We start from the raw sequence: 23770 nt of genomic DNA, 5'->3' as shown, positions 1-23770 counted from the left end.
CGGGCATCTGGCCCAGGGCAGCACTTGGCGCACCGAAAGGCCGCACCCGGTCTGTAACTTTCGACGGAGGCCGGGAGCGGCCGCGTCTGCTTAGCCTGGAGGGACTGTGAACATCACCGCCCCCGCGAACGTCACCGCCCCCGCCTTGACCCCGACCACCCGCGCCCTGGCCTGGTGCCTGCATCTGCTGGTCGTCGCCCTGCTCGCCCTGGCCGCCGGCCAGGCCGTGATCGACCACCGCCCGCACGCCGGAGCGGTCATCGCGGCGGCCGCGGCGTGCGCCGTGACGTACGCGGCCGGACCCGTGCTGCCCCGGGTGCACAGCTCGCGCCGGGCCGCCGCACTGTGGCTGGCCGCGATGGGCGCCGTCTGGCTGGTGCTGCTGGCCCTGTCCTCCGACGGGGTGTGGCTGGCGTTCCCGCTGTACTTCCTCCAGCTCCACCTGCTGCCCCGCCGCGCCGGACTCGCCGCGGTCGCGGCCACCGCGGTACTGGCCATCGCCGGCTTCTCCGCACACCAGGGCTCCTTCAGCGCGGCCATGGCGATCGGACCGGCCCTCGGCGCCGCCGTGGCGGTGGCAGTGGTCTGGGGCTACCAGGCCCTGTACCGCGAGAGCGAACACCGCAGGCGCCTGGTCGAAGAGCTCACCGCCACCCGTGCCGACCTGGCCGCCGCGCAGCACGCCGCCGGTGTGCTGGCCGAACGCGAGCGCCTGGCCCGCGAGATCCACGACACCCTCGCCCAGGGCCTGTCCAGCATCCAGTTGCTGCTGCGCGCCGCGGAACGGGCCCTGCCGCACCGGCCGGACACCGCCGCGCGCTACGTCGACCAGGCACGGAACGCCGCCGTGGACAACCTCGCCGAGGCGCGGCGTTTCGTCGTCGCCCTCGCCCCGCCCGCTCTGGAGGGCACCACCCTCGCCTGCGCCCTGGAACGCCTGTGCACCGCCACCAGCACCCGGCACCAGCTCACCGCGCGCTTCCAGCTCGTCGGCGACCCCGTGACGCTGCCGACCGCGCACGAGGTCGCCCTGCTGCGCATCGCCCAGTCCGCCCTCGCCAACACCGTCCGCCACGCCGCGGCCACCACCGCCGAGGTCACCCTCAGCTACCTGGACGACCGCATCGCCGTGGACGTCGTCGACGACGGGCACGGTTTCGACCCCGGGCGGCTGCCCGTCCAGGACCCGGAGGCCGGAGGGTTCGGGCTGGCGGCGATGCGGGCCCGCGTGCACGCCCTCGGCGGCGCCCTCGCCGTCGAGTCCGCTCCCGGCCACGGCGCTTCCGTGGCCGCCCGCCTTCCGCTCGCACCCGCAGCCGAGGCCCGCTCGTGACCGACCGCCCCATCCGCCTGCTCCTGGCCGACGACCACCCCGTCGTACGGGCGGGGCTCCGCGCCGTGCTGGAGACCGAACCCGGCCTCGTCGTGGTGGCCGAAGCCGCCACCGCCGAGGAGGCCGTCACCCGCGCCGTCCGAGGAGACATCGACGTCGTCCTCATGGACCTCCAGTTCGGCAAGGGGATGAACGGCGCCGAGGCCACCGCCGCCATCACCGCCCGCCCCGGCGCGCCCCGCGTGCTGGTCGTCACCACCTACGACACCGACGCCGACACTCTGCCCGCCATCGAGGCCGGCGCGACCGGCTACCTGCTCAAGGACGCCCCGCCCGAGGAGCTGGCCGCCGCCGTACGCACGGCCGCCGCGGGCCGTACCACCCTGGCGGCCACCGTCGCGGACCGCCTGATGCACCGGCTGCGCACCCCCGGTGCCACTCTGACCCGGCGCGAGACCGAAGTCCTGGCCCTGGTCGCCAAGGGCCTGTCCAACGGGGCCGTCGGCGACCGGCTCCACCTCACGGAAGGAACCGTCAAGTCCCACCTGGCGCACATCTACGCCAAGCTCGACGTCGACTCCCGCACCGCCGCCGTCGCCACCGCGACCGAACTCGGCCTCATCCGCAGGCGGTAGCGAGCGCGGCACTCCAGCGCCTGCCTCAACGCCTCGGTGACTTGACGCCTCACTGCCTCACTGCCTCACCGCGTCATCGCCTCACCGTGTCAGCCGGTCCGGACGGGGAGGGACACCAGTCCGCGCATCAGGCGGGTGCGGCGCCACTCCAACCGGTCGACCGCTTCCCGTCCGAACCGGCCTCCCGGTCCGAACCGGCTTCCCCGTCCGAGCCGGCGGGCACGGCCTGGACCGGGTACGCGGAGCGCATGGCCGCGTACGTCGGGTACGGGTCGCGGGTGGGGGCGGTCATGTGATCACGCTCCAACAGGCGTCTCGCGGCCGGCACCCCCGCACGACGGCGGCCTCGACGGTCGCCGCCGGCTCCTCCTTCGTCCCCCTCGTCACGGCGTCGGCGGCGCGCTGGACCGTCTCCCGGACCTGCCCGGAGCGGCAGGGGCGAAGAGCGAGACTACCGCCGCTGGTCTCGCCGACCCGGTGTTGGCACAGGCGGGTCGAGCGTGTCGAATGCTCGTCGAGGCACCGGGATCGCTGTTCGCGCGGCAACCGGGGGAGTACGTCGCGACGTACAAGCCGGCGATGGTCGGCGGCACCGTCGCGCTCACTGCGACGGTTCCTGGTGCGACGGTTGCCCGCAGGCTCACCGACGCAGTATGTATTAACCAGATAGTTCATTCGTGCGATCGGAGTGGGACGATGCGCCGAACCCTAGCGACTGTATGCCTGAGCGGGACGCTCCCGGCGAAGCTGGCGGCAGCCGCCGCGGCGGGGTTCGACGCTGTGGAGCTCTTCGAACCGGACCTGGTCTCCACGCCGTTGGGCCCGGCGCAGGTTCGGGAACGCTGCGCCGACCTCGGTCTGGGGATCGATCTCTATCAGCCGTTCCGGGATGCCGAAGGGCTCACCCCGCCGGTGTTCGAGCGCGTGCTGCACCGCCTGGACGCGAAGTTGGCGGTCATGCGGCAACTCGGCACGGATCTGCTGCTGGTGTGCTCCAACGTCGGCCGGGACAGCATCGCCGACGATTCGCTGATCGCCGAACAGCTGGTCCGGATGGCCGACCGTGCGCAGCAGGCCGGTGTCCGTCTGGCTTACGAGGCCCTGGCCTGGGGCCACCACGTGAACACCGTCGATCACGCCTGGCGAATCGTCAAAAGCTGCGACCATCCCGCTTTGGGCCTGTGTCTGGACAGCTTCCACATCCTGGCTCGCGGCACCGACCCGGCGCTGCTCGCCTCGGTTCCGGGCGAGAAGATGTTCTTCCTCCAACTCGCCGACGCGCCCCACATCGGCGTGGACATGCTGCAGTGGAGCCGCCACTGGCGATCCTTCCCCGGACAGGGCGACTTCGACCTGACCGGGTTCATGACACGGGTCCTCGAAGCCGGCTACCGCGGACCGTGGTCCCTGGAGGTCTTCAACGACGTCTTCCGGCAGGCCGACACCACCAGTACGGCCGTCGACGCCATGCGTTCGCTGCTGGCCCTGGAGGACCAGGTTCGTCCCGGGACCCTGCCCGCGGCCGCGCCGCCGCACGAGGTCTGCTTCGCCGAACTCGCGGCGGCGGACCCCGAGCCGTTGGTCGGTCTGATGAGGGGGCTCGGGTTCACCCGCGCCGGCCGGCACCGGGACAAGCCGGTGGACTTGTGGGAACGGGGCCGGGCCCGGATCTTGCTGAACACCGCCGGGTACCGGCGCCGGGACGGCGCCGCCGTGGCCGCAATCGGGCTGGAGACGCCACAGCCGCAGTCCCTTGCCGCTCGTGCCGAGGCCCTCAAGGTCCCCGCGGCATTGCGCCGGCAGGCACCCGGCGAAAGCGAGGTCCCCTGCGTGGAAGCCCCTGACGGTACCCAGATCTTCCTGTGCACCACCGACCGCTCCGACCTCGGGAGCTGGATCGCGGACTTCCCGCCGCCGCGCCACAGCGCCCCGAGCACGGACGCCTCAGCCGCGGCCGGGGAATCGCCCCCGCAGATCATCGGTATCGACCATCTGGCGCTGACCCAGCCATGGCACCGCTTCGACGAAGCCGTCCTGTTCCACCGTGCCGTCCTGGGGCTGGCCGTCCACCCGCAGTTCGACCTGGCCGACCCGCACGGTCTCTTCCGCAGCCGCGCCATGACCAGCGCCGGCCGGCGGGAGCAGCAAGGCGTCCGTATCGCGCTCAACGTCGCCCCCGCACCTGACCAGCACGTCGCGGCCGACCAGCACGTCGCCCTGGCCTGTCGGGACGTGCGGGCGGCAGTCCGTGATGCCAGGGCCCGTGGTGTCGTCTTCCTGCGGATTCCCGAGAACTACTACGCCGATCTCGCCGCACGGTTCGACCTGGACGAGGCGGTGCTGGGCGAACTGCGCGACCTGCGGCTGCTGTACGACCGTGACGAGGGAGGAGAACTGCTGCACTGCTATACGGCTTCGGTCGGCCGGGTCTGTATCGAGTTGCTGGAGCGGGTGTCCGACTACCGGGGTTTCGGCGCCGTCAACGCGCCGGTGCGCCTGGCTGTCCAGCACACCGGCTGAACGCCGGCGCTGCCGCCGTCTAAACTGGCCGCGCTTTCCGCGGGTATTCCCCCGATCGAGTTTTGGAGCCGCATGCCTGCCGTCGATGCTGACAGCCCCCGGCCGCGACGTACCCGAGACCCGGCAGGCACCCAGGCGGAGATTCTGCGAGTGGCTCGCCGGGAGTTCGCCAGACTCGGCTTCCACGGGGCCCGTGTGGACGAGATCGCCGCGCAGACCCGCACCACCAAGCGGATGATCTACTACTACTTCGGCAGCAAAGAAGCGCTGTTCGTGAAGGTCCTGGAGACCGCGTACGAGCAGATCCGCATGGCCGAGAGCAACCTCGACATCGAGCACCTCGATCCCGAGGCCGCGATTCGCCGGCTCGCCGCGCTCACGATGCAGCACCACGAGGACAACGAGGACTTCGTCCGTCTGGTGGCGCTGGAGAACATCTACGAGGCTGCCCACATGCAGGCCGTCCCGGAGTTCGCCGCGTCCAACTCGCCGGCTCTGACGGTGGTGGAACGCATCCTGGAGGCCGGTTGCGCGTCCGGCGTGTTCCGCAAGGACGCGGACGCGGTGGACGTGCACGCGATGATCAGCAGCTTCTGCTTCTTCCGCGTCGCCAACCGGCACACCTTCGCCGCCCTGTTCGGCCGGGACCTCGCGGCGCCGGCGCTGCGGGAGCACCACAGCACTCTGCTCGGGGACATGGTCGTCGCCTACCTGACGTCCGCTCCCTCCGCGGAGCCGGTGGCGACGACCGGAGCAGGGACGTTGCGGTAGGAGCGTGGCACCGGCGCCTCGTCGCCGGTGTCGTGGAGCACCTCGCGGAGAAGGCCGTGGTCGGGGGAGAGGGAGCAGGCCGGATCGGTCCGCCCGGCATCCGCGGTCAGTGCGAAGGCCTGGCAGCGGCATCCGCCGAAGTCCTCCTCCTTGCGTGGACAGCTCCGGCACGGCGACGGCAGCCAGTCCGTGCCGCGGTAGGCGGTGAACGCGGGCGAGCGGTTCCAGATGTCCGCCAGGGCCAGCTCCCGGACGTTGTCGAACGTCAGCGTGGTGATGGACGCGGCCGCGGGGCAGGGCAGGACCGTTCCGTCCGGGGCGACCGTCATCGAGACCGCGCCCCAGCCGCCCATGCACGGTTTGGGCGTGCCGTCGAGGTAGTCCGGCACCACCCACACCAGTTCGAGCCGGGACCCGAGCCGGTTACGCCAGGCGTCGACCTGAGCGGCTGCCCGGCGCAACTGCGCCACGGTGGGCAGCAGTGTGCGGCGGTTGAGCTGCGCCCAGCCGTAGAACTGGGCGTTGGCCAGCTCCACCCGGTCGGCTCCCCACTCCAGGGCGAGTTCGATGATGCGGTCGAGGGCTTCGATGTTCCGGCGGTGCAGGACGACGTTGAGGCCGAAGGGGAGGCCGGCGGCGCGGATGACCGCGGCCGCGGCCTGCTTCTCCGTGAAGGCACGACGCCCCGCGATGGAGTCGTTGGCGTCCGCGTCGGGATGCTGCACGGACAGTTGCACGCAGCCCAGGCCGACAGCGGTGAGCTCGCTCAGCCGCCGCTCGGTCAGCCCGACGCCGCTGGTGACCAGCTGGGTGTAGATGCCGGCCTCGCCGGCGGCCCGGGCGATCGGTACCAGATCGGGGCGCAGCAGCGGCTCGCCGCCGGAGAGGTGGGCCTGGACGACGCCCATGGCACCGGCCTCGCCCATCACCCGGCACCACTGATCAGTGGTCAGCTCCGAGTGCGGGCGGACGAGTTGCAGGGGGTTGGAGCAGTACCCGCACTGGAGCGGGCAGGCATGGGTCAGTTCGGCCAGCAGCGCCCAGGGCGGGGGCACGGGAGTCATGTCAGCCATCCTCGGATGCGGACCCGCTCCAGGAAGGCGGGGACCTCGCGGTCGATGGGGGCGTCGGGGTGCGCGGCGCTGAGTTCGCCCACGATCACGTCGACGCTGCGGATGCCGTCGCACAGCCGCAGGATCTCGGCGGCGCTGCCTCGCAGCACCACGACCCGCTCGGGCAGGAGCAGCAGGTCGGCGTCTCGCACCGGGTCGTGGCGCAGGCGGACGTGGCGGGCGAGGGACGGGTTCCAGGTACTCAGCACGGCGATCCGTCCGGGCCGAGGGCGACGGCGTCGAGCAGGCTCCACAGGACCTCGCACTTGTAGGCCAGGGCGTCGAGGGCGGCCTGCTGCCGGCCGCGGGTTCGCGCCCAGGACAGGACGAGGGCGAGAGCTTCGCGTCCGTCGCGGGTGCCCTGGTCGACGCGGCGCTCGAAGTAGGCCAGGCCCTCGGGCTCGATCCAGGAGTAGTGGTCCTGGAAGGCACCGATGCGGGTGACCATGATCGTCGGGGCGACCAGCTCGGTGAGGGAGGAGGCGACCGCCTCCAGCACGGGCCGGTTGCGGCACAGGTCGACATAGCCCTGGACGGCGAAGCGGACGCCGGGCAGGACGTGTTCGGCGGACCACAGGTCTTCGCGGGCCAGGCCGGCAGCCTCGCCGAGGCGGAGCCAGCGTTCGATGCCGCCGTCGTCTCCTTCGCGTCCGTCGTGGTCCTGGATGCGCCGCAGCCAGGCGCGGCGCAGGTCCGGACGGTCGAGTTTGGCCAGGATCAGGGCGTCCTTGACGGGGATGTGGCGCTGGTAGTGGAAGCGGTTGACGATCCAGCGGCGTAGTTCGTCCGGGCTGAGCCGGCCTTGGTGCATGCGCTGGTTGAAGGGGTGGCGGTCGTGGTAGCGGCTGGTCGCGAGTTCGCGCAGACGCGCTTCGAACTCCGGCTCGGGCCAGGGAAGCCGATCGCCGGTGGAAAGGTCCGGCAGGGTGGGCGCGGTCACAGGTCGATCACCATTCCCTCCGCTGCCACGTGGAGTCCGGCTTCGGCGAGCACGCGGTTCTCCTCGGAGGCGGGGTCGTTGAGGGGGTTCGTGTTGTTGAGGTGGGTGTAGTAGACGCTGCCCCGCGCGGATCGGGCCAGACGGACGGCGGACCCGTCGGCCCCGGTGACCGGCAGGTGTCCCATGCCGGTGGAGGTGGCGGGGCTCATGCCGTTGCGGCCGGGCTCGTCCTCGTCCCAGAACGTGCCGTCGAGGATGACGCAGTCGGCTTCCGCGACGGCGTCGCCCAAAGCCGGTGTCCACGCTGCCACGGACGGGGCGTACAGCAGAGTGCGGCCGGTGGCGGTGTCGTGCAGGCGCAGGGCAACCACCCAGTCCTGGCCGTCGAGGTCCAAGGTCCGGGCGTAGCGCGGTCGTTTGCTGCTGACGGGTACGGCGGAGACGTCGACGGTTCCGGCCAGGTCCGGGTCCATTCGGACCGGTCGGGGGCCGATCGGCCGGTGGCGCAGTTCGGTGTAGGGGGACAGGACGCGGTCCAGCCCCAGCCCGTCGGTCACCGCACGGTAGGTGGTGGGGGAGGACCAGATCTCGACGGCCTCGCCTTCGCGAAGCCGGGCGATTCCGAGGGTGTGGTCGAGTTCGGCGTCGGTCAGGACGACGCCGGCGAGAGGGGTGTGGCGCCGGGCCGGCCCGGGATGGAGTTCGGGGTGGGCCTCGATCTGCTCTCCCAGGTCGGGAGTGGCGTTGACGAGGTACCACCGGCCGGGTGAGGTCTTGAAAGCCAGGGAGGCGTGGCGCCGGCGGAGCTCGGGGTGGGCGCGTGCCCCGGCGCAGCCGGGGCACGCGCAGTTCCACTGAGGCAGTCCGCCGCCGGCCGCGGTCCCCAGGACACGCAGTCGCACGGCGCGCCTGTCAGCGGGTGCTGAGCGAGTAGGCGGTGACCTCCAACGCGGTGTCGACGACCTCGAAGTCGGGGGTCTGCCAGGTGGAGGTGGTGGTGTCGGTCATGAGATTCCTTTCGAGCGGGTTGTCCGCGGGGAGGGATGGGGCGTTCGCCGGCTGTCAGCCGACGACGATCTTTCCGGTGGCCTGCGGGTATTCGGGATCGTTGAAGAAGTACTCGCCGGCCTTGGTGAAGGTGTGGGTGAAGGACTGGCCCGGCGTCAGTTGTCCGCTGTCGAACTCGTTCTCGAAGAACGAGACCGCGCCGTGGGCCTGCGCGTTGCCGGACGGGTTGAGGAACGTCACGGTGGTGCCGACCGGCACCGTCAGCGACTGGGGGGCCATCGCGCCGGTGGAGACGAGGTTCTCGGTGGTGCTCGGCGCCTTGGTGGTCGAGGACCAGGTCCGTCCCAGGGTGATCGTGTTGTTGACGGAGCTGCCCGCGACCGGGGTGGTGGTGATGTCGTTGCGGGGGTTCGGCGGTTCGGGGGTCGGCGCGGGGGCGACCTTCCCGCCCAGCTTGAACGCCCACAGGTGGTCGCCCTTGGGGATGTCGGGGTAGGGCAGGCCGTTGCCGCCGGCCAGGATCGCGACGTACTGCTCGCCGTCGATCTCGTAGGTGACCGGGCAGGTGTTGGCTCCGGCCCCGCACTGGAAGGTCCACAGCTCCTGGCCGGTGGCGTCGTCCAGCGCGCTGAGGACACCGTCGAGGCTGCCGCGGAACAGCAGCCGCCCGGCCGTGCTGAGGAAGCCGGTGCCGTGGGACAGGGCGGTGGGGTGGTCGCGTTGCCAGACCACGGTGTTGGTGCGCGGGTCGACTGCGGCGAAGCCGCCGCTGTTGTACTGGCCGAGCGGGCGGGCGGTGTTGACACGCCCGCCGTGGGTGTTGGAGTAGGAGGAGTTGATCAGGCCGTAGCCGACGTAGACGTAGCCCGTGGACTCGCTGAAGGAGTGGGCGGCCCAGTCGGCCCCGCCACCCGCGCCCGGATAGACGATGGTCGCCCGGTCCCAGAACGGGGTGAAGCGCCCGCCGTTGGGGTAGAACGGCACCGGCCGGGTGGTGTTCTCCGGGGTGGGGAAGGACGCTGGGATGAACGGCTCGCCGCCCGGGTAGGGCTGGGTGGGCCAGGTCAGCTGCTCGGCCTGCTGCGGGACCGGCCGCTCCTCGATGCCGTGGATTCCCTCGCCGGTGTGACGATCCAGGATGTAGAACATCCCGACCTTGCTGCCGTAGACCACGACCTTGCGGGTCTTCCCGGAGATCCGCAGATCCAGCAGCAGCGGGGACATGACGTTGTCGTAGTCCCAGATGTCGTGGTGCACGGACTGGAAGTGCCACTTGCGTTTACCGCTCTTGGCGTCCAGTGCCAGAAGGCAGTTGGCGAACAGGTTGGTGCCCATGCGGCTGGAACCGTCGGTCCTCGGGTAGGGGTTGCCGAACGCCCAGTAGACGGTGGAGGTGTCGGGGTCGACGGCAGGGTGCAGCCAGCACACCGCGCCACCGGTCTGCCAGCTGTCCCCGGCCCAGGTGTCGTTGCCGTACTCGCCGGTGCCGGGGCAGCTCCAGAAGGTCCAGGCGACCTTGCCGGTCCTGGCGTTCAGGGCGTAGGCGCGCCCGCGGGCGCCGGCGGTGCTGCCCTGCATGCCGACGTAGATCAGACCGTCCCAGTGGACGACCGCGCCGGCCAGGGTGCCGACCGTGCCGCCGCACTCGCCGCCGGGGTCGCAGCCGCCGGTGTCGCCGCCGCCGCTGCTGGCGTCCTCGTTCATCAGCTGCGTCTTCCAGACCACCTTGCCGGTGGTCTGGTCGAGGGCGTGGAGGATGTTGGCGCCGGATATCGAGAAGACCAGGCCGTCCCCCAGGGCGACGCCGCGCATGTTGGTCCTGGACGTGCCCACGTTGGTCTTCCACAGCACCGTCCCGGTGCGGCCGTTGACGGCGAAGACGTTCTGCTGGGTGGTCTGGACGTACAGGACGCCGTTCTGGGCCACCACCGTGGACTGCTGGCCCTGGGAGGTGTCCCCGCCTTCCAGGTTCGTGTGCCAGGCACCGCCGAGCTTGGTGACATTGCGGCGGTCGATGCGGGCGAGGGTCGAGTAGTTCTTGTTGCCCAGGTCGCCCCCGACCTTGGGCCAGTTCTGCCGCGGGGCCGCCAGGCTGACGGGCTGCTGTGGGACGGGCAGCGCCAGGTTGTCGGCGGATGCGGCTCGTGCGTCAGTCGCCAGCGTCACGCTCGTGGTGGCGACCGCGGCCGTGGCCGCTGCTCCTGTCAAGAACCTGCGTCTCTCCATCGGTGCCGTGCCCTTCTGGATGGGGGTGCGCGATCGATGGTCTGTCTGGTGGACCAATCGATCCGTTAGATGGATGGAAGTTAGTCCTCCTCGCCGCGAACAACAAGACTTCCGCACCTGGTTGGTGTTCGGTTAGCGTTGCTGTCAGATTTCGCCCAGAAAAACGGGCTCACTGGTCCGCTCTACGGACCTCACTCATGAGAGGGCTGTACAAGGGTGTCCACACCATTCAGCAAGATCCGGGACCGCCTGCGGTCCAGACGGCTCACCGCCCTGGTGGCCGCGGTGCTCGCGTCCCTGGCGGTCTTCACCGTGATGACCGCCGGCGGCGCCAACGCCAACCAGGGCGGCAACGGCCTGCCGTACTACGCCAACGGCGTCGACCCGCAGTTCGGGGTGTGCCGGGGCATCGACCCGTCGTGCTACCACAAGTGGGTCAACTTCAACCCGGCCAAGAACGGGTACCACGTCCTGGTCTTCACCAAGACCGCCGGGCCGCGCCACGCCGACCTCGGCCCCGCGCTGGGCCCGGGCCTGGACCCGCCGCTGACCGCCGCCAACGCGGTGCAGAACGGGATGGTCGCGCTCGGCAAGGCCAACGGCTTCTCCGTGGACTGGACCGAGGACACCAGCGTGTTCGCCAATCCCGCGACGCTGGAGAAGTACAACGCGATCCTGTTCTTCACCTCCCGGACCGCGCTCGACGACGCCGCCCAGACCTCGCTGCGCATCTACATGGAAGCCGGCGGTGCGTTCATCGGGGTCCACAACGCCTTCGGCACCGAATACAACTGGAACTGGTACCTGGGCCTGCTCGGCAACGCCCAACTCTTCGACCACGGGCCGCTGCAGACCGGCACGGTCAGCGTGACGGCCAAGGACAGCTCCACCCGGAGCCTTCCGCACTCCTGGACCGGTGAGGACGAGTGGTACAACCTCTCCAGCCGCCCGACCGGAGTGAAGATCCTGGCCACCGTCAGCGAGAAGTCGATGCCGACGAACCCGCCGGCCGGCTACAACGGCAGCCCGGGCATGGGCAGTTTCCACCCGGTCGCCTGGTGCCAGTACTACGACGGCGGCCGAGCGTTCCTGACCACCCTCGGCCACGACGCGCAGGACTGGACGATCGGCTCCAGCTACCCCGGAGCCGCCCAGTTCCAGAGCCTGCTGGTCAACGGCATCAAGTCCGCCATGGGCCAGACCCCCTTCTGCACCGCCTGACCTCCTTGCGGCGACGCGATCACCGGTGGCGTTCCCTCCCGGCTCGGGAGGGAACGCCACCGGCGCGCGGGCGGCAGGCGCCGCGCCGTTCACCTCCCGGCCGACGCCAGCAAGGCGACATCGGCGAGCATCAGTTCCCGGTGCGGTTCCAGGCCGGTGAACAGCTGGAACGCGTCCGCCGCCTGCAAGGCCACCATGCCGCCACCCCCCAGAGTCCGGGCTCCGACCGCGCGCGCCGCCGTCAACAGCTCGGTCAGCATGGGCCGGTAGACGATGTCGGCCACCCACAGCCCGTTCCGCAACAAGGCGGCGGGCAGCGGCATGCCGGGGTGGCCGACCATTCCGGTAGGGGTGGCGTGGACCAGCCCGTCGGCGTCGGCGAGCAGCCGGGCCAGTTCCGCGCTGCCGGCGCTGGTCACCTGGGCGGTACCGGCGCGGGCGGCAAGAGCCTTCGCCAGGCCGGCGGCGCGCCGGATGTCGGTGTCGACGATGTACAGGTGCTCGGTCCCCATGCGCAGCATCGCGTGGGCGACGGCGGCGCCCGCGCCGCCGGCGCCCAACTGGACGACTCTGCGCCGTGGGGCGTCGGGCAAAGCGCGGACGAACGAGGAGCCGAAGCCGGTGACGTCGGTGTTGTGGCCGACCGTGCGGCCGTCGGAGAAGACGACGGTGTTGACCGCTCCCAGCGCGGCCGCGTCCTCGGAGAGCCGGTCCAGGTGGGGAACGACCAGCTGCTTGCACGGGTGGGTGATGTTCAGGCCGTCGAAGCCGCTGTCCTGTGCGGCGTGCAGCAAGCCGACCAGGGCGTCGGCCGGGTCGCCGTGCCCGTCGATGTCGAGTATCCGGTACACCAGCCGGATGTGGTGGCGGTCGGCCTCGCGGTGATGGAGCTCCGGGCTGAACGACGTGCCGATCCCGGAGCCGATCAGCCCGATCAGATAGGTGGAGCGCTCTGCCATGGGGTCATGCCTCCTCAAGCGGGGGAGAAGGGCCCGGGCCCGGCACCCGGACGTGGGCAGCCCGGAACCCGACCGGGCGCTGAGGGTGCGCGCCCGGCCGGCGGTCATGCAGGGGGGACGGAACGGTCAGCCGTCCTGGCCGAGATGGGTGGGCAGCACGTCACGGGGGATGGGCCCCTTGTTCCGCAGCCCGGACTGGCTCTCCTCCCAGGCGTGGGCGAGGATGCCCACGCTGCGACTGAGCACGAAGAGGCCCCGGGCCAAAGGCGCCGGGAAGCCGAGTTCGGCGTAGATGACGGCGGTGGCGCCGTCGATGTTCATGGGGATCGGCCGGGCCCGGCCCCGGTTGATCTCCGCCTCGACGGCAAGGGCCGCGGTCGCGTGCAGCCCTTCGACCTCTCCTGCGGCCACTGCCGTGTCGACGAGCGAGAGCAGAGGCGCACGGCGGGGATCGACGGGGTGGAAGCGATGCCCGAACCCGGGCAGGTACCGCGTGTGCTCGCGCCACCGGGCCACCACAGCGGCCGCGGCCGCCTCGGGGGACTCACCCTGCGAGGTGAGGGCGACGACCTCGTGGAGCAGTTCCACGCACTGCTGGCCGGCGCCGCCATGTGAGTCGCCGAGCACGTTGATGCCGCTGGCCATCGCGCTGTTGAGGCCGACACCGCAGGTGGCGGCCATGCGGGCGATGGCCACCGAGGGCGCCTGCGGACCGTGGTCGACTCCGGCGACCAGCGCCGCCTCCAGCAGACGGGCCTGACCCGCGGTGGGCTCGGTACCCAACAGCATCATCCAGATCAGCGCGGGGAAGGAGGACGAGCCGATGAGGTCCTGCACCGGGCGTCCGCGCAGTTCCACCACACCCGGCGCCATCCGGATCACCGAAGTGGCCCACCAGTCGGCCGCCTTGCGGTCCCCCTGCTCCACTGCCGTCGCGGTCATGAGCGCAACCACCTTTCCGTGAGCTCGGCCAACTGGTCGTTGTGCTCACCCAGCAGCGGAGCCGGACTGAGCGGGCGGAGGGCTTCACCGTCGAACTGGACGCCGGTGCCGCACACCCGCACCGAGCGCTGCGACCCGTCGGGGAACGGGACTTCGGAGACGAACCCGCGGTCGACCAGCTGCTCCAGGGCCAACGTCTGGGCGACCGTGGTGATCCGGGCCGCGGGAACACCGACGGCGCCCAACTCGCGCTCCCAGTACAGGCAGTCCTTGCGTTTGAGGGCGACGTTGATCTCGGCGTTGAGCTCTTCGCGGTGGACCTTGCGTGACTCGCGGTCGGCGAACCTGAAGTCGGTGACCAGGTCCACCCGGTCGATCGCCCGGCACAGGTTCTCGTACTGCCGCTGCTGGTTGGCGGCGATGTTCAGCGGGCCGTCCGCGGCGGTGAACGTCCCCGACGGCGCGGCGGTGGCGTTCTGGTCGCCCATCGGCTCCGGCTCCACACCGCACACCAGGTAGTTGGAGACCGGCCAGCCCATCGCGGACACCGACGCCTCCAGCATGGAGACGTCGATGAACCGGCCCGCGCCGCCGCCGGCCCGGGAGGCCAGGGCCGCGCAGATGGACATCGCCCCCATCAGGCCGCCGAGCGTGTCGGCGACCGGAAAGCCCACCCGCAGGGGAGCCGTGTCGGGGGTGCCGGTGATGCTCATCATCCCCGACAGCCCCTGGATGACCTGGTCATAGGCGGGAGCGTCGCTCATCGGTCCGCTCTGCCCGAACCCGGAGATCGCGCAGTAGACCAGGCTGGGGTTCAGCACCCGCAAGCGCTCCCAGCCGTACCCCAGGCGCCCCATCACGCCGGCCCGGAAGTTCTCGACCAGCACGTCGGCCCCGCGGACCAGGTCCTCGAAGCGTGCGCGGTCGCCGGGTTCCTTGAGGTTGAGTTCCACGGACTTCTTGCCCGCGTTCTGGGCCAGGAACGACGCGCCGATCCCTTGCCGGTTCAAGGCAGGGTCCGCGCCCAGCCGCCGGGCCAGGTCACCCTGCCCCGGATTCTCGATCTTGAGTACTTCCGCACCCAAAAGGGCGAGCTGATAGCTACAGTACGGACCGGATAGTACATTCGTCAGGTCGAGGACGCTGATGCCACTCAACGGTCGGGGCTGCACTTGGCGTGCTCCTTCCTTACGTCGCTGCCGCGAAGGGGTGGTCGAACCCGCGCTCTGAGACGTGCTGGGCGGCCCGGGTGAGTTCGCCGGCGAAGCGCGTCACCGCTTCGTCGGTGAACCTCACGGACGGGCCGCTCAGCGACAGCGCGGCGACCACCGAACCCGATCTGCCGCGGATCGGCACCGCCACCGCGGACAGTCCCTGGTCACGCTCGCCGTGACTGACGGCCCAGCCGGTGTGCGCGGCCTCGTCGATCCACTCCGTCAACCGCCTGACATGGCTCGGGCCGTACGGCGAGGTGGCGGCGACTCTGGCCAACTGATCCTCGGAGGCGCTTTGCAGCAGAATCTTCGACGCCGCGCCCATCCACAGCGGCAACTCGTCGCCGACGTGCACGACATGCCGCAGCGGCTCGGGGCTCTCCTGCTGCGCGACCACCACCCGGTGGACGCCGCGGACCATGTACAGGTTCACGGTCTCGCGCAGATCGGCGGCCAGGTCGCGGATGACCTTGCGCGTCTCCGGCGGCAACTCCCAGCTGAAGCGCGCCAGATGGGCCCAGCGCCATAGCCCGGGCCCGGCCATGTAGCCGCCGTCGGTCGCCCAGAGCATGCCGTTCTGCTCCAGGGTCTGCACGATCCGCAGCACCGTGGTCTTGGGCAGGCCGGTCGCGTCGGTGATCTCCCGCAGCGTGACCGATGGTCGTTCCTCCGTCAAGAGTCCCATGATGTCGAGCGCCCGCTGGACACTTCGGACTCCTTGTGTGTCTTCCGTGGTCAAACTTCCGTCACCTGCCCCTAACTTCTCGGCGCCCTTGGCTTGTCGGCCGCCTTCTCGGTCAGTACCGTACTCGGAGTCTGCACAGCGGTCCACTTGTTCCGCCTAGCGGTTCTATGGAGGATGCATGATCGATCCGAAGAACACCGAAGACGCCCTCCCTGTCGATGCACCCGCGCTGATAGCCGGCGAATGGAGGGAGGATGGGGACCGGTTCGAGCGAACCGGTCCCTATCTCCGCCGGACCGTCAGCCGGGCACGATCGACCACTTTGAAAGAGGTCGACGAGGCACTTGAGTACGCCCGTGGAGCGCGCGCCAGGATCGCCGCCCTCGCTCCCGCCACACGGGCCTCCATTCTGGAGCGCGCCGCGGCCCTGGCGATGGAGCGCCGCCCGGAACTGGCGAGGCTGCTGGGTTGGGAGCTGGGCAAACCCGTCAAGGACGGCTCCGGAGAGATCCTCCGCGTCGCGGACACCTTCAGGGTCTGTGCCGCCGAGGCCCGCCGCCTGTCCGGCGAGGTCCTGCCGGTGGCCGGCTGGGAGCGCGGCGTCGGCAACACCTCCCTGACCTACCGGGCACCGGTCGGTGTCGTGCTGGCCATCACCCCCTTCAACGCTCCCGCCAACCTGCTCGCCCACAAGCTCGGAGCCGCGTTCGCCGCCGGCAACACCACGGTCGTCAAGCCCCCGCCGCAGGCTCCGGCCACCTCCGCCGCCGTGGTCCGGCTGCTTCTGGACGCCGGCATGCCGCTGGAGGCCGTGCAACTCCTGCACGGTGGGGCCGACATCGGGGCCGGCCTCTCCTCGGACCCGCGGATCGACGCCATCAGCTTCACCGGGTCCTCCACGGCGGGCGCCGCGGTCGCCCGCGCGGCCGGACCGCGCCGCACCGTCCTGGAGCTGGGCGGCAACGCCGCCACCATCGTCTGCGAGGACGCCGACATCGCGGCCGCCGCCGCGGTGTGCGCCCGTACCGGTTACAGCAACTCCGGCCAGAGCTGCATCTCGGTGCAGCGTGTCTACGTCCACTCCTCGCGCTACGAGGAGTTCCTCGACGCCTTCACCACCCAGGTCAAGGCGCTCAAGGTCGGAGATCCCCTCGACGAGGCCACCGACGTCGGCGCCATGGTCACCGAGGACGCCGCCGAGCGGGTGGTGAGCTGGGCGGAAGAGGCTCGCGCCGCCGGCGCACGGCTCCTTGCCGGAGGCACCCGCGACGGCGCCACCGCCGCACCCACCATCGTCGCAGGACCGCCCGCCGACGCCCGCGTCATCACCGAGGAGGTCTTCGGCGCGCTGGTCGCCGTCACCCCCTTCGACGACTTCGCCGCCGTGCTGGTCCAGTGCAACACGAGCCGCTTCGGGCTCCAGGCCGGCCTGTTCACCCATGACCTGACCAAGGTCTTCACCGCATGGCGGGAACTGGAAGTCGGCGGCCTGATCGTCAACGGCTCCTCCAACTACCGCCTGGACCACATTCCCTTCGGCGGTGTGAAGGACTCCGGCATCGGCCGCGAGTCCCCCCGCTGGATGCTCGACGACTTCACCGTCACCAAGACCCTGACACTGCGCCAGCTCTCGATCTGGGGTGAGGACTAGCCCATGACCGACACCGAGACCACCACCCCCGCGGCGATCTCCGCCGCCGACGCGCTCACCCGGCAACTGGAGTCCTTCGGCGTCGACACCATCTTCGGCACCTGCGGACACACCAACATCGCCCTGCTGGACGCCCTGTCACGCTCCAGCATCAGGTTCGTCATCGCCCGCCACGAGCAGGCCGCCGCCCACGCCGCCGACGGTTACGCCCGCGCCTCGGGCAAACCCGGCGTGGTCCTCGTCCACGTCGGCCCCGGCATGATGAACGCCGTCACCGGTGTCGCCTCCGCCGGCTTCGACTCCGTGCCGCTCATCGCGATCAGCGGCGACATCCCCACCTACTACCACGGCCGCCACCCGCACCAGGAGGTCAACCTCCACCAGGACGCGGACCAGGGCTCCATCTACCGGCCCTTCGTCAAGCGGGTGTGGAACGCGCACCGAGCCGAGGACCTGCCGAGGTTCCTCGAGCGCGCGTTCTGGACCGCCACCAGCGGCCGCCCCGGGGCCGTGCTGCTGAACATCCCCATGGACCTGTTCAACCGCGAGATCCCCGCCGCTCTCGCCGACGCCCACCCCCTGGTCCGTGAGCGCGCGATCCCCGACCTGCCCGCCGACACCGCCCGCCGTATCGCCGGTCTGCTGGTCGAGGCCGAACACCCGCTGGTGTACGTCGGCGGCGGCCTGCGCGGACCGGCCGGCCGCGCGGCCATGATCTCGCTGGCCGAACACCTGGACCTGCCCGTCGCCCACTCGCTGATGGGCAAGGGCACCCTCCCCGACCAGCACCCCCTGCTGCTCGGCATCACCGGCTTCTGGGGCAGCGAGCAGGCCAACCGCAGCACCCGCGAGGCGGACGTCGTCCTGGCGCTTGGCACCCGTTTCGCGGAGACCGACTCCAGCTCCTGGGAACCGGAGTACACCTGGGCCTTCCCGCCCGCCAAGCTCATCCAGATCGACATCGACACCGACGAGATCGGCCGCAACTACCCGGTGGAGATCGGCGCGGTGGCGGACGCCGCCGCCGCGGTCGCCGCCGTCGACCGGGCGGTCCGTGAGATCCAGCCGGAGCCCGTACGGCGCGAGGGCCTTCGCGAGCGGATCACCGCCTCCCGGCGCGAGGTCTTCGACGGAGCCCGCGAACGCGGCCGCAGCGACGCCTTCCCGCTGGCTCCCGAGCGGATACTGGCCGACCTGCGCGACACCCTGCCCGCCGACACGATCCTGGTCACCGACGTCGGCTGGAACAAGAACGGCGTGGCCCAGTGCTACGACCTGCCCGAAGAGGGCCGCTTCATCACTCCCGGCGGCTCCTCCACCATGGGCTTCGGCCCGGCCGCGGCCGTCGGAGTCCAACTCGCCCAGCCCCACCGCACCGTCGTCGCGCTCATCGGAGACGGCGGGATGAGCGCGCAACTGCCCGCGTTGCCCATGGCCGCGGAACAGGGCGCTCCCGTGCTGTTCGTCGTCATGAACAACAGCGCCCACGGCACCATCGCCGACCTGCAGGCCGCGAACTTCAGTACCGGCTTCGGCTGCGAGTTCCTCGACGCCGACGGCAACCCGTACAGCCCGGACTTCGCCGCGCTCGGCGAGGCATGCGGCCTGGACGGCTACCGCATCGGCTCGGCCGACGACCTGGCCAAGTCGCTGCGCACCGCCATCGAGCGCCGCCGCCCCGCCGTGCTGGACGTGCCGATGGTCAACACCCCGGTGCCCACCCCCGGCCACTGGAACATCAAGGACATCTACCACGGCAGATTCGCGTGACCCTGCTGCCGGACCCACAACGAGGTGAACCCATGCGTACCACCCGCACCACCCTCGCCGTCGCTTCCGCCGTACTGTGCCTGGCGGCCGCCAGTGCCTGCTCCGCCCCGTCCGACAAGAACAAGTCCTCCTCCGGCAGCGACTCCTCCGCTCCCATCAAGATCGCGGTCGTGGACGCACAGAGCGGTGAGAACAGCGCGCTGGGCGCCTGGGAGTACAAGGGCGCCAAGCTCGCCGTGGACGAGTGGAACGCCAAGGGCGGCGTCGACGGCCGCAAGATCCAGTTGCACCTGTTCGACGACAAGGGCGATCCGACCACCGGCACCAACATCGCCAGCAAGCTGGCCAGCCAGGGCTACACCGCCATGATCGGCACCGCGGAGAGCGGTGTGACGGTGGCGATGGAGCCGACGCTGCAGTCCGCCCGGATACCCAACATCACCTCCGGGCAGTCTCCCCAGATCATCGCTTCCAAGGACCCGTTCGTCTTCCTCAACGGTCCCACCAGCACCACCTACGACGCCACGCTGGCCAAGTACGTGATCGACACCAAGGGCCTGAAGAAGGTCGCGATGATCAGCAACAACGGCTCCTACGGCAAGGGCGAGCACGACGCCTTCCTCGCCGAACTGAAGAAGCGCGGCCTGTCCCCGACCACCGACCAGGTCGTCACCACCAGCCAGATCGACTTCTCCGCCGCCCTGACCACCATCAAGAAGACCAACCCGCAGGTGGTCTTCATCGGCTCCGAGGAGGTCGAGGCCGGCCTCATCGTCAAGCAGGCGCGATCCCTGGGCATCACCGCCCCCTTCGCCGGAGCCGCCCCCCAGGGCACCCCGGTCTACATCAGCACCGCCGGCGGCACCCACGCCGACGGCACCATCGTCTCCTCGCCCTACCTCAGCAACGACGCCAACGCCCAGACCAAGGCATTCGCCACCGCCTACAAGGCCGCCTACCAGCAGACAGCCGAACTGCACGGAGCCAAGGCGTACGACGGCACCTCGATCGTGCTGACCGCCCTGAAGAACAGCCATGGCGCCACCGGCAAGAAGCTCGCCGACGCCATCCGAGCCACCAGGTACGACGGCCTGCTGGGCGACTTCTCCTTCGACGACACCGGCGTCGGCATCTTCGCCACCAAGATCGGCGTCATCAAGGGCGGCCAACTCACCGCCGCCGCCAGCTGACTCCAGCCACCGCCCCGCGCCGGCCGGCCCGCAAGGGCCGGGCGGTCCACCGAAAGGGAAGCCATGCAAGTCTTCCTGCAGACGCTGGTGGGCGGCCTGAGCCTGGGAGCCGTCTACGCGCTCGTCGCACTCGGCTTCGCGCTCGTCTACCGCACCATGGGCCTGGTCAACTTCGCCCACGCCGACGTCCTCATGATCGGCGCCTACGTCGCCTCCACCTTCACCATGTCCGAGCACCTGCCCTTCGCCGTGGCCGTCATCGCCGCCATCGTGATCACCGGGCTGATCGGCCTGGTCATCGAGCGCATGCTCCGCCCCCTGGAGGGCAAGGACTTCGACCTCATGCTCATCGGCACCATCGGCTTCGGCATCGTTCTCGAAGCCCTGGCCACCCTCATCTGGGGAGCCACCGGCCGCGCCGTCCCCTCTCCCGTCTCCTCCGGGCCGCTCCACTTCCTGGGCGCTTCCATCCCCACCTACGACCTCGTCGTCGTCGGCATCGCCGTCGCCGCCATGGTCGCGCTCACCCTCTTCCTCGAACGCACCCGCCACGGCATCGCCATGCAGGCAGTGGCCATGGACTACGACGCCGCCTCCGCGGCCGGCATCAACGTCGGCCGCAGCAACGCCATCGCCTTCGCCATCGGCGCGGGCCTCGCCGCCCTCGCCGGGGCACTGGTCGGCCCCCTGCTCTACGTCAGCCCCTCCATGGGAGGGACCATCGGCGTCGACGGTTTCGCCGCCGCCATCCTCGGCGGCTTCGGCTCCATCCCCGGAGCCGTCATCGGCGGCGTCGTCATGGGCCTGCTCAGCTCCTTCTCCGCCGGCCACTTCCACGGCTACTCCGACCTCGTGACGTTCATCGTCTTCGCCGCCCTGGTCATGATCCGGCCCACCGGCGTGTTCGGAGAAAGGACGGTCAGCCGCGCATGAACTCCCTGTTCCGCCACCGCCTGACCCGTCCCGGCGGCTACTTTCTCCTGCTCGTCGTCGCCTGGTTCGTTCCGTACGGCGTCGGCAGCTACGAGATGCACATCCTGGACACCGCACTCGTCTACGCCGTCCTCGCCATCGGCCAGGGCCTGGTCATGGGCATCGCCGGACAGATCAACCTCGCCCAGGTCGCCTTCCTGGGCGTCGGCGCCTACACCACCGCCATCCTCACCACGCACAACCACCTCGGCTTCTGGACCGCCGCCGTTCTCGCCGTCCTGGCCGCCGCCGTGATCGGCCTGATCGTCGGACTGCCCGCCCTGCGCGTGCAGTCCCACTACCTCGGCATCGTCACCCTCGGCCTGTCCCTGGCCTTCCTCAACTGGGTCACCAACGCCTCCATCGCCGGCAGCGGCTCGGGCATCCCCGGCATCCCCGTCCCCCCGCTCGGCGGCGTCGACCTCTCCAGCGACTACCTCTACTACTACCTGGAGCTGATCGTCTTCGTCCTCGGCCTGGCGTTCGGACTGTTCGTCGTCCGTACCCGCCTCGGCCGCCGCCTTCGCGCCATGCGCGACGACTCGCTGGCCGCCGGATCACTCGGCGCCCGCATCCCCGTCCTGCGCATGACCTCCTTCCTCCTGGCCGGCATCTACGGCGGCGTGGCGGGAGTCCTGTACGCCGGCCTGATCAGGTTCGTCGCACCCGAGACCTTCAGCACGGCCAACATGTTCCTGCTGCTGGCCATGGTCGTGATCGGTGGCCGCCAGAGCCTGTGGGGATGCGTCGTCGGCGCCCTGGTCCTGTCCGTCGTCCAGAACGAGCTCACGGACCTGTCCACCTACTCCCAGCTCGGCTACGGCTCCGTCGTCGTCCTCATGGTCGTCTTCCTGCCCACCGGACTGGCCGGGCTCCCCGCCCAGATCCGCCGCCTGGCCCGACGCGGCGCGGGCGGATCACCCGTCGTCCTGGGGGACTTCCGCCCCTACCCGGCAGCCGGCGCGACCGCGGCGGCACAAGCCACGCTGCTGGACCTCGACGGCGTCACCATGCGCTTCAAAGGTCTGACCGCACTGGACGACGTCTCCCTGACCGTCCACGAAGGCGAGATCCGCGGCATCGTCGGGCCCAACGGATCAGGAAAGACCACCCTGTTCAACGTCATCAGCGGCCTGTACCACGCCTCCGCCGGCACCGCGCACTTCGGCGGCACGCAGATCGTGGGCATGCAGCCGAACCGGCTCGCCCACCTCGGCATGGCCCGCACCTTCCAGAACCTGCGGCTCTTCCGCAATCTGACGGTCCGCGAGCACCTCCTGACCTCGCTCGACCGGACCCCCACCCGCTGGGCCTGGCGGTACGTCCTGTGGCCCTTCGGTGTCCAGCACGGCGAGAAGGTGCTGCGTGCCGACGCCGAGGATCTTCTGGAGCGCTTCGGTCTGGCCGCCCTGGCCGACGCGATCCCCTACTCCCTGCCCTACGGCATCCAGCGCCGCGTCGAGCTCGCCCGGGCGATGGCGGCCCGACCGCGCCTGCTGCTCCTGGACGAACCCGCGGCCGGTCTCAACGGCGCCGAGAAGGCCCAACTCGCCGAGATCGTCAGCTCCATCCGCGACAGCGGCACCACGGTGGTGATCATCGAGCACGACATGAGCCTGGTGATGTCCCTGTGCGGTCACGTCACCGTTCTGGCCGCCGGCCGGGTCATCGCCGACGGCCTGCCCGCCGAGGTGGCAGCCGACCCCCAGGTCATCGAGGCGTACCTCGGCCGAGCCGCCACCCACCCCGCCGCACCGAAGGACGAGCCCGCCGCGCTCCGATCGGAGGAACACGCGTGAGCACCACCCTTTCGCCCACCTCCACCCGGGCGGCGACCACGCTCCAGGTCGAGGACCTCTGCGTGCGCTACGGCGGCGTCCAAGCCGTCCGATCCGTCAGCTTCACCGTGGAACCGGGCGAGGCCGTCGGCATCATCGGAGCCAACGGTGCCGGCAAGACCTCCACCCTGCGTGCCCTCATGGGGCTCACCGCGCGCACCGCGACCACCCTGCGCCTCGGCGAGACCGACCTGCGCCGAACCCCGGCCCGCAACATGGTCCGCCACGGCATCGGCTACGTCCCCGAGGGCCGCCACGTCTTCGCCGGCCTGTCCGTCGAGAAGAACCTCATGCTCGGCGCCTACAGCAAAGGGTGGGGGCGCGGCCGGACCGCCGAACTCGACAGCATCTACCAGGAGTTCCCCGTCCTCGGCGAGATGCGCGGGCGGACGGCAGGAGCGCTGTCCGGAGGCCAGCAGCAGATGCTCGCCATCGGCAGGGCCCTGATGTCCAAACCCGACCTCATCCTCCTCGACGAGCCCTCCATGGGCTTGTCACCCAAGCTCGTCGACGACATCCTCGCCATCCTGCTGCGCCTGCGCGGCGCCGGCCTGAGCCTGCTGCTCGTCGAGCAGAACGCCGAGCTCGCCTTCGGGGCGACCAGCCGCTGCCTGGTCGTGGAGAACGGAGAAGTCGTCACCCAGGGAAGCACCGAGGAGTTGCGTGCCGATCCCCAGGTGAGGCGGAGCTACCTCGGTATCTAGAACCCGTCGTTGCGGACCGACGTGCCCTGGAGCGCGTCTCCCGGGGGCGCCGGTGCGCCCGCGCGCGCCGGCGCCCCCG

21 protein-coding genes and 1 pseudogene are annotated in these 23770 nt (G+C 70.6%); 11 read left to right on the top strand and 11 right to left on the bottom strand.

What is annotated here, in order from left to right:
• Nucleotides 1-112 precede the first annotated feature (112 nt).
• A complete protein-coding gene (locus OG370_RS07330) occupies nt 113-1333 on the top strand; it encodes a sensor histidine kinase (RefSeq protein WP_328473865.1) in 1221 nt (406 codons plus the stop codon).
• Nucleotides 1330-1968 carry a response regulator transcription factor gene (locus OG370_RS07325; RefSeq protein ID WP_328461813.1) on the top strand — a complete coding sequence of 213 codons (639 nt, stop codon included), beginning with the start codon at nt 1330-1332 and terminating at the stop codon, nt 1966-1968. Before OG370_RS07330 ends, OG370_RS07325 begins: the two co-directional genes overlap by 4 nt.
• A 127-nt stretch (nt 1969-2095) precedes the next feature.
• Here the strand turns inward: OG370_RS07325 and OG370_RS07320 are convergent, their stop codons facing one another.
• A complete protein-coding gene (locus OG370_RS07320; protein WP_328461811.1) occupies nt 2096-2260 on the bottom strand; it encodes a hypothetical protein in 165 nt (54 codons plus the stop codon).
• A 215-nt stretch (nt 2261-2475) separates the two neighbouring features.
• On the opposite strand from OG370_RS07320, the gene OG370_RS07315 reads away from it, so the two are divergent.
• Together OG370_RS07315 and OG370_RS07310 are read left to right on the top strand one after the other, a co-directional pair.
• On the top strand, nt 2476-4488 hold the full coding sequence (locus tag OG370_RS07315; protein WP_328461809.1) for a sugar phosphate isomerase/epimerase and 4-hydroxyphenylpyruvate domain-containing protein: 2013 nt from the start codon (nt 2476-2478) through the stop codon (nt 4486-4488).
• 72 nt (nt 4489-4560) lie between these two features.
• The gene (locus tag OG370_RS07310; protein ID WP_328461807.1) at nt 4561-5259 is read left to right on the top strand and encodes a TetR family transcriptional regulator; all 699 of its coding nucleotides are present in this window, start codon (nt 4561-4563) and stop codon (nt 5257-5259) included.
• Here OG370_RS07310 and pqqE read toward each other — a convergent pair.
• The 6 genes and pseudogenes from pqqE to OG370_RS07280 form a co-directional block, all read right to left on the bottom strand.
• A complete protein-coding gene (gene pqqE, locus OG370_RS07305) occupies nt 5196-6323 on the bottom strand; it encodes a pyrroloquinoline quinone biosynthesis protein PqqE (RefSeq protein ID WP_328461804.1) in 1128 nt (375 codons plus the stop codon). The two genes, OG370_RS07310 and pqqE, sit on opposite strands and share 64 nt — an antisense overlap.
• Nucleotides 6320-6580, bottom strand: a complete 261-nt coding sequence (pqqD, locus tag OG370_RS07300; RefSeq protein WP_328461802.1) for a pyrroloquinoline quinone biosynthesis peptide chaperone PqqD — start codon at nt 6578-6580, stop codon at nt 6320-6322. Before pqqD ends, pqqE begins: the two co-directional genes overlap by 4 nt.
• Complete coding sequence (pqqC, locus tag OG370_RS07295) at nt 6574-7311, bottom strand: pyrroloquinoline-quinone synthase PqqC (protein WP_328461800.1); 738 nt, start codon at nt 7309-7311, stop codon at nt 6574-6576. Before pqqC ends, pqqD begins: the two co-directional genes overlap by 7 nt.
• Entirely contained in the window at nt 7308-8213 is a 906-nt protein-coding gene (gene pqqB / locus OG370_RS07290) for a pyrroloquinoline quinone biosynthesis protein PqqB (RefSeq protein ID WP_328461798.1), read from the bottom strand. The genes pqqC and pqqB overlap by 4 nt, the downstream gene beginning before the upstream one ends.
• A gap of 10 nt (nt 8214-8223) precedes the next feature.
• Nucleotides 8224-8301: pseudogene (gene pqqA, locus OG370_RS07285) on the bottom strand (pyrroloquinoline quinone precursor peptide PqqA); the annotation flags it as partial.
• 72 nt (nt 8302-8373) lie between these two features.
• The gene (locus OG370_RS07280; RefSeq protein ID WP_328461796.1) at nt 8374-10527 is read right to left on the bottom strand and encodes an outer membrane protein assembly factor BamB family protein; all 2154 of its coding nucleotides are present in this window, start codon (nt 10525-10527) and stop codon (nt 8374-8376) included.
• 234 nt (nt 10528-10761) lie between these two features.
• Between OG370_RS07280 and OG370_RS07275 the strand changes: the two genes are divergently transcribed.
• Nucleotides 10762-11766, top strand: a complete 1005-nt coding sequence (locus tag OG370_RS07275) for a ThuA domain-containing protein (RefSeq protein WP_328461794.1) — start codon at nt 10762-10764, stop codon at nt 11764-11766.
• Between the two features lie 89 nt (nt 11767-11855).
• On the opposite strand, the gene OG370_RS07270 is transcribed toward OG370_RS07275, so the two are convergent.
• The 4 genes from OG370_RS07270 to OG370_RS07255 form a co-directional block, all read right to left on the bottom strand.
• Nucleotides 11856-12725, bottom strand: coding sequence for a shikimate dehydrogenase (locus tag OG370_RS07270; protein WP_328461792.1), 870 nt, complete (start codon nt 12723-12725; stop codon nt 11856-11858).
• Between the two features lie 126 nt (nt 12726-12851).
• Entirely contained in the window at nt 12852-13667 is an 816-nt protein-coding gene (locus tag OG370_RS07265; protein WP_328461790.1) for a citryl-CoA lyase, read from the bottom strand.
• Nucleotides 13664-14839, bottom strand: coding sequence for a CaiB/BaiF CoA transferase family protein (locus OG370_RS07260; RefSeq protein WP_328461788.1), 1176 nt, complete (start codon nt 14837-14839; stop codon nt 13664-13666). The genes OG370_RS07265 and OG370_RS07260 overlap by 4 nt, the downstream gene beginning before the upstream one ends.
• Nucleotides 14840-14855: 16 nt before the next feature.
• On the bottom strand, nt 14856-15713 hold the full coding sequence (locus OG370_RS07255; protein WP_443060626.1) for an IclR family transcriptional regulator: 858 nt from the start codon (nt 15711-15713) through the stop codon (nt 14856-14858).
• Between the two features lie 31 nt (nt 15714-15744).
• Here OG370_RS07255 and OG370_RS07250 point away from each other — a divergent pair, with 31 nt between their 5' ends.
• From OG370_RS07250 to OG370_RS07225, 6 genes are all read left to right on the top strand, one after another.
• Nucleotides 15745-17217 (top strand): aldehyde dehydrogenase family protein, encoded by a 1473-nt coding sequence (locus tag OG370_RS07250; RefSeq protein WP_328461784.1) that lies wholly within the window; start codon nt 15745-15747, stop codon nt 17215-17217.
• A gap of 3 nt (nt 17218-17220) precedes the next feature.
• A complete protein-coding gene (locus OG370_RS07245; RefSeq protein WP_328461782.1) occupies nt 17221-18987 on the top strand; it encodes a thiamine pyrophosphate-binding protein in 1767 nt (588 codons plus the stop codon).
• A gap of 32 nt (nt 18988-19019) precedes the next feature.
• Nucleotides 19020-20177: an ABC transporter substrate-binding protein gene (locus OG370_RS07240; RefSeq protein WP_328461780.1), complete on the top strand. Its 1158-nt coding sequence runs from the start codon at nt 19020-19022 to the stop codon at nt 20175-20177.
• Between the two features lie 63 nt (nt 20178-20240).
• The gene (locus tag OG370_RS07235) at nt 20241-21110 is read left to right on the top strand and encodes a branched-chain amino acid ABC transporter permease (protein WP_328461778.1); all 870 of its coding nucleotides are present in this window, start codon (nt 20241-20243) and stop codon (nt 21108-21110) included.
• A complete protein-coding gene (locus OG370_RS07230; protein ID WP_328461776.1) occupies nt 21107-22948 on the top strand; it encodes a branched-chain amino acid ABC transporter ATP-binding protein/permease in 1842 nt (613 codons plus the stop codon). The genes OG370_RS07235 and OG370_RS07230 overlap by 4 nt, the downstream gene beginning before the upstream one ends.
• Nucleotides 22945-23691: an ABC transporter ATP-binding protein gene (locus OG370_RS07225; RefSeq protein WP_328461774.1), complete on the top strand. Its 747-nt coding sequence runs from the start codon at nt 22945-22947 to the stop codon at nt 23689-23691. The genes OG370_RS07230 and OG370_RS07225 overlap by 4 nt, the downstream gene beginning before the upstream one ends.
• Nucleotides 23692-23770: the final 79 nt, after the last annotated feature.

The sequence above is a fragment of the Streptomyces sp. NBC_00448 genome (assembly GCF_036014115.1).
Taxonomy (GTDB): Bacteria; Actinomycetota; Actinomycetes; order Streptomycetales; family Streptomycetaceae; genus Actinacidiphila.
Note: the sequence above shows the minus strand (reverse complement) of the source record. Positions and strands in the feature narration are given on the sequence as shown.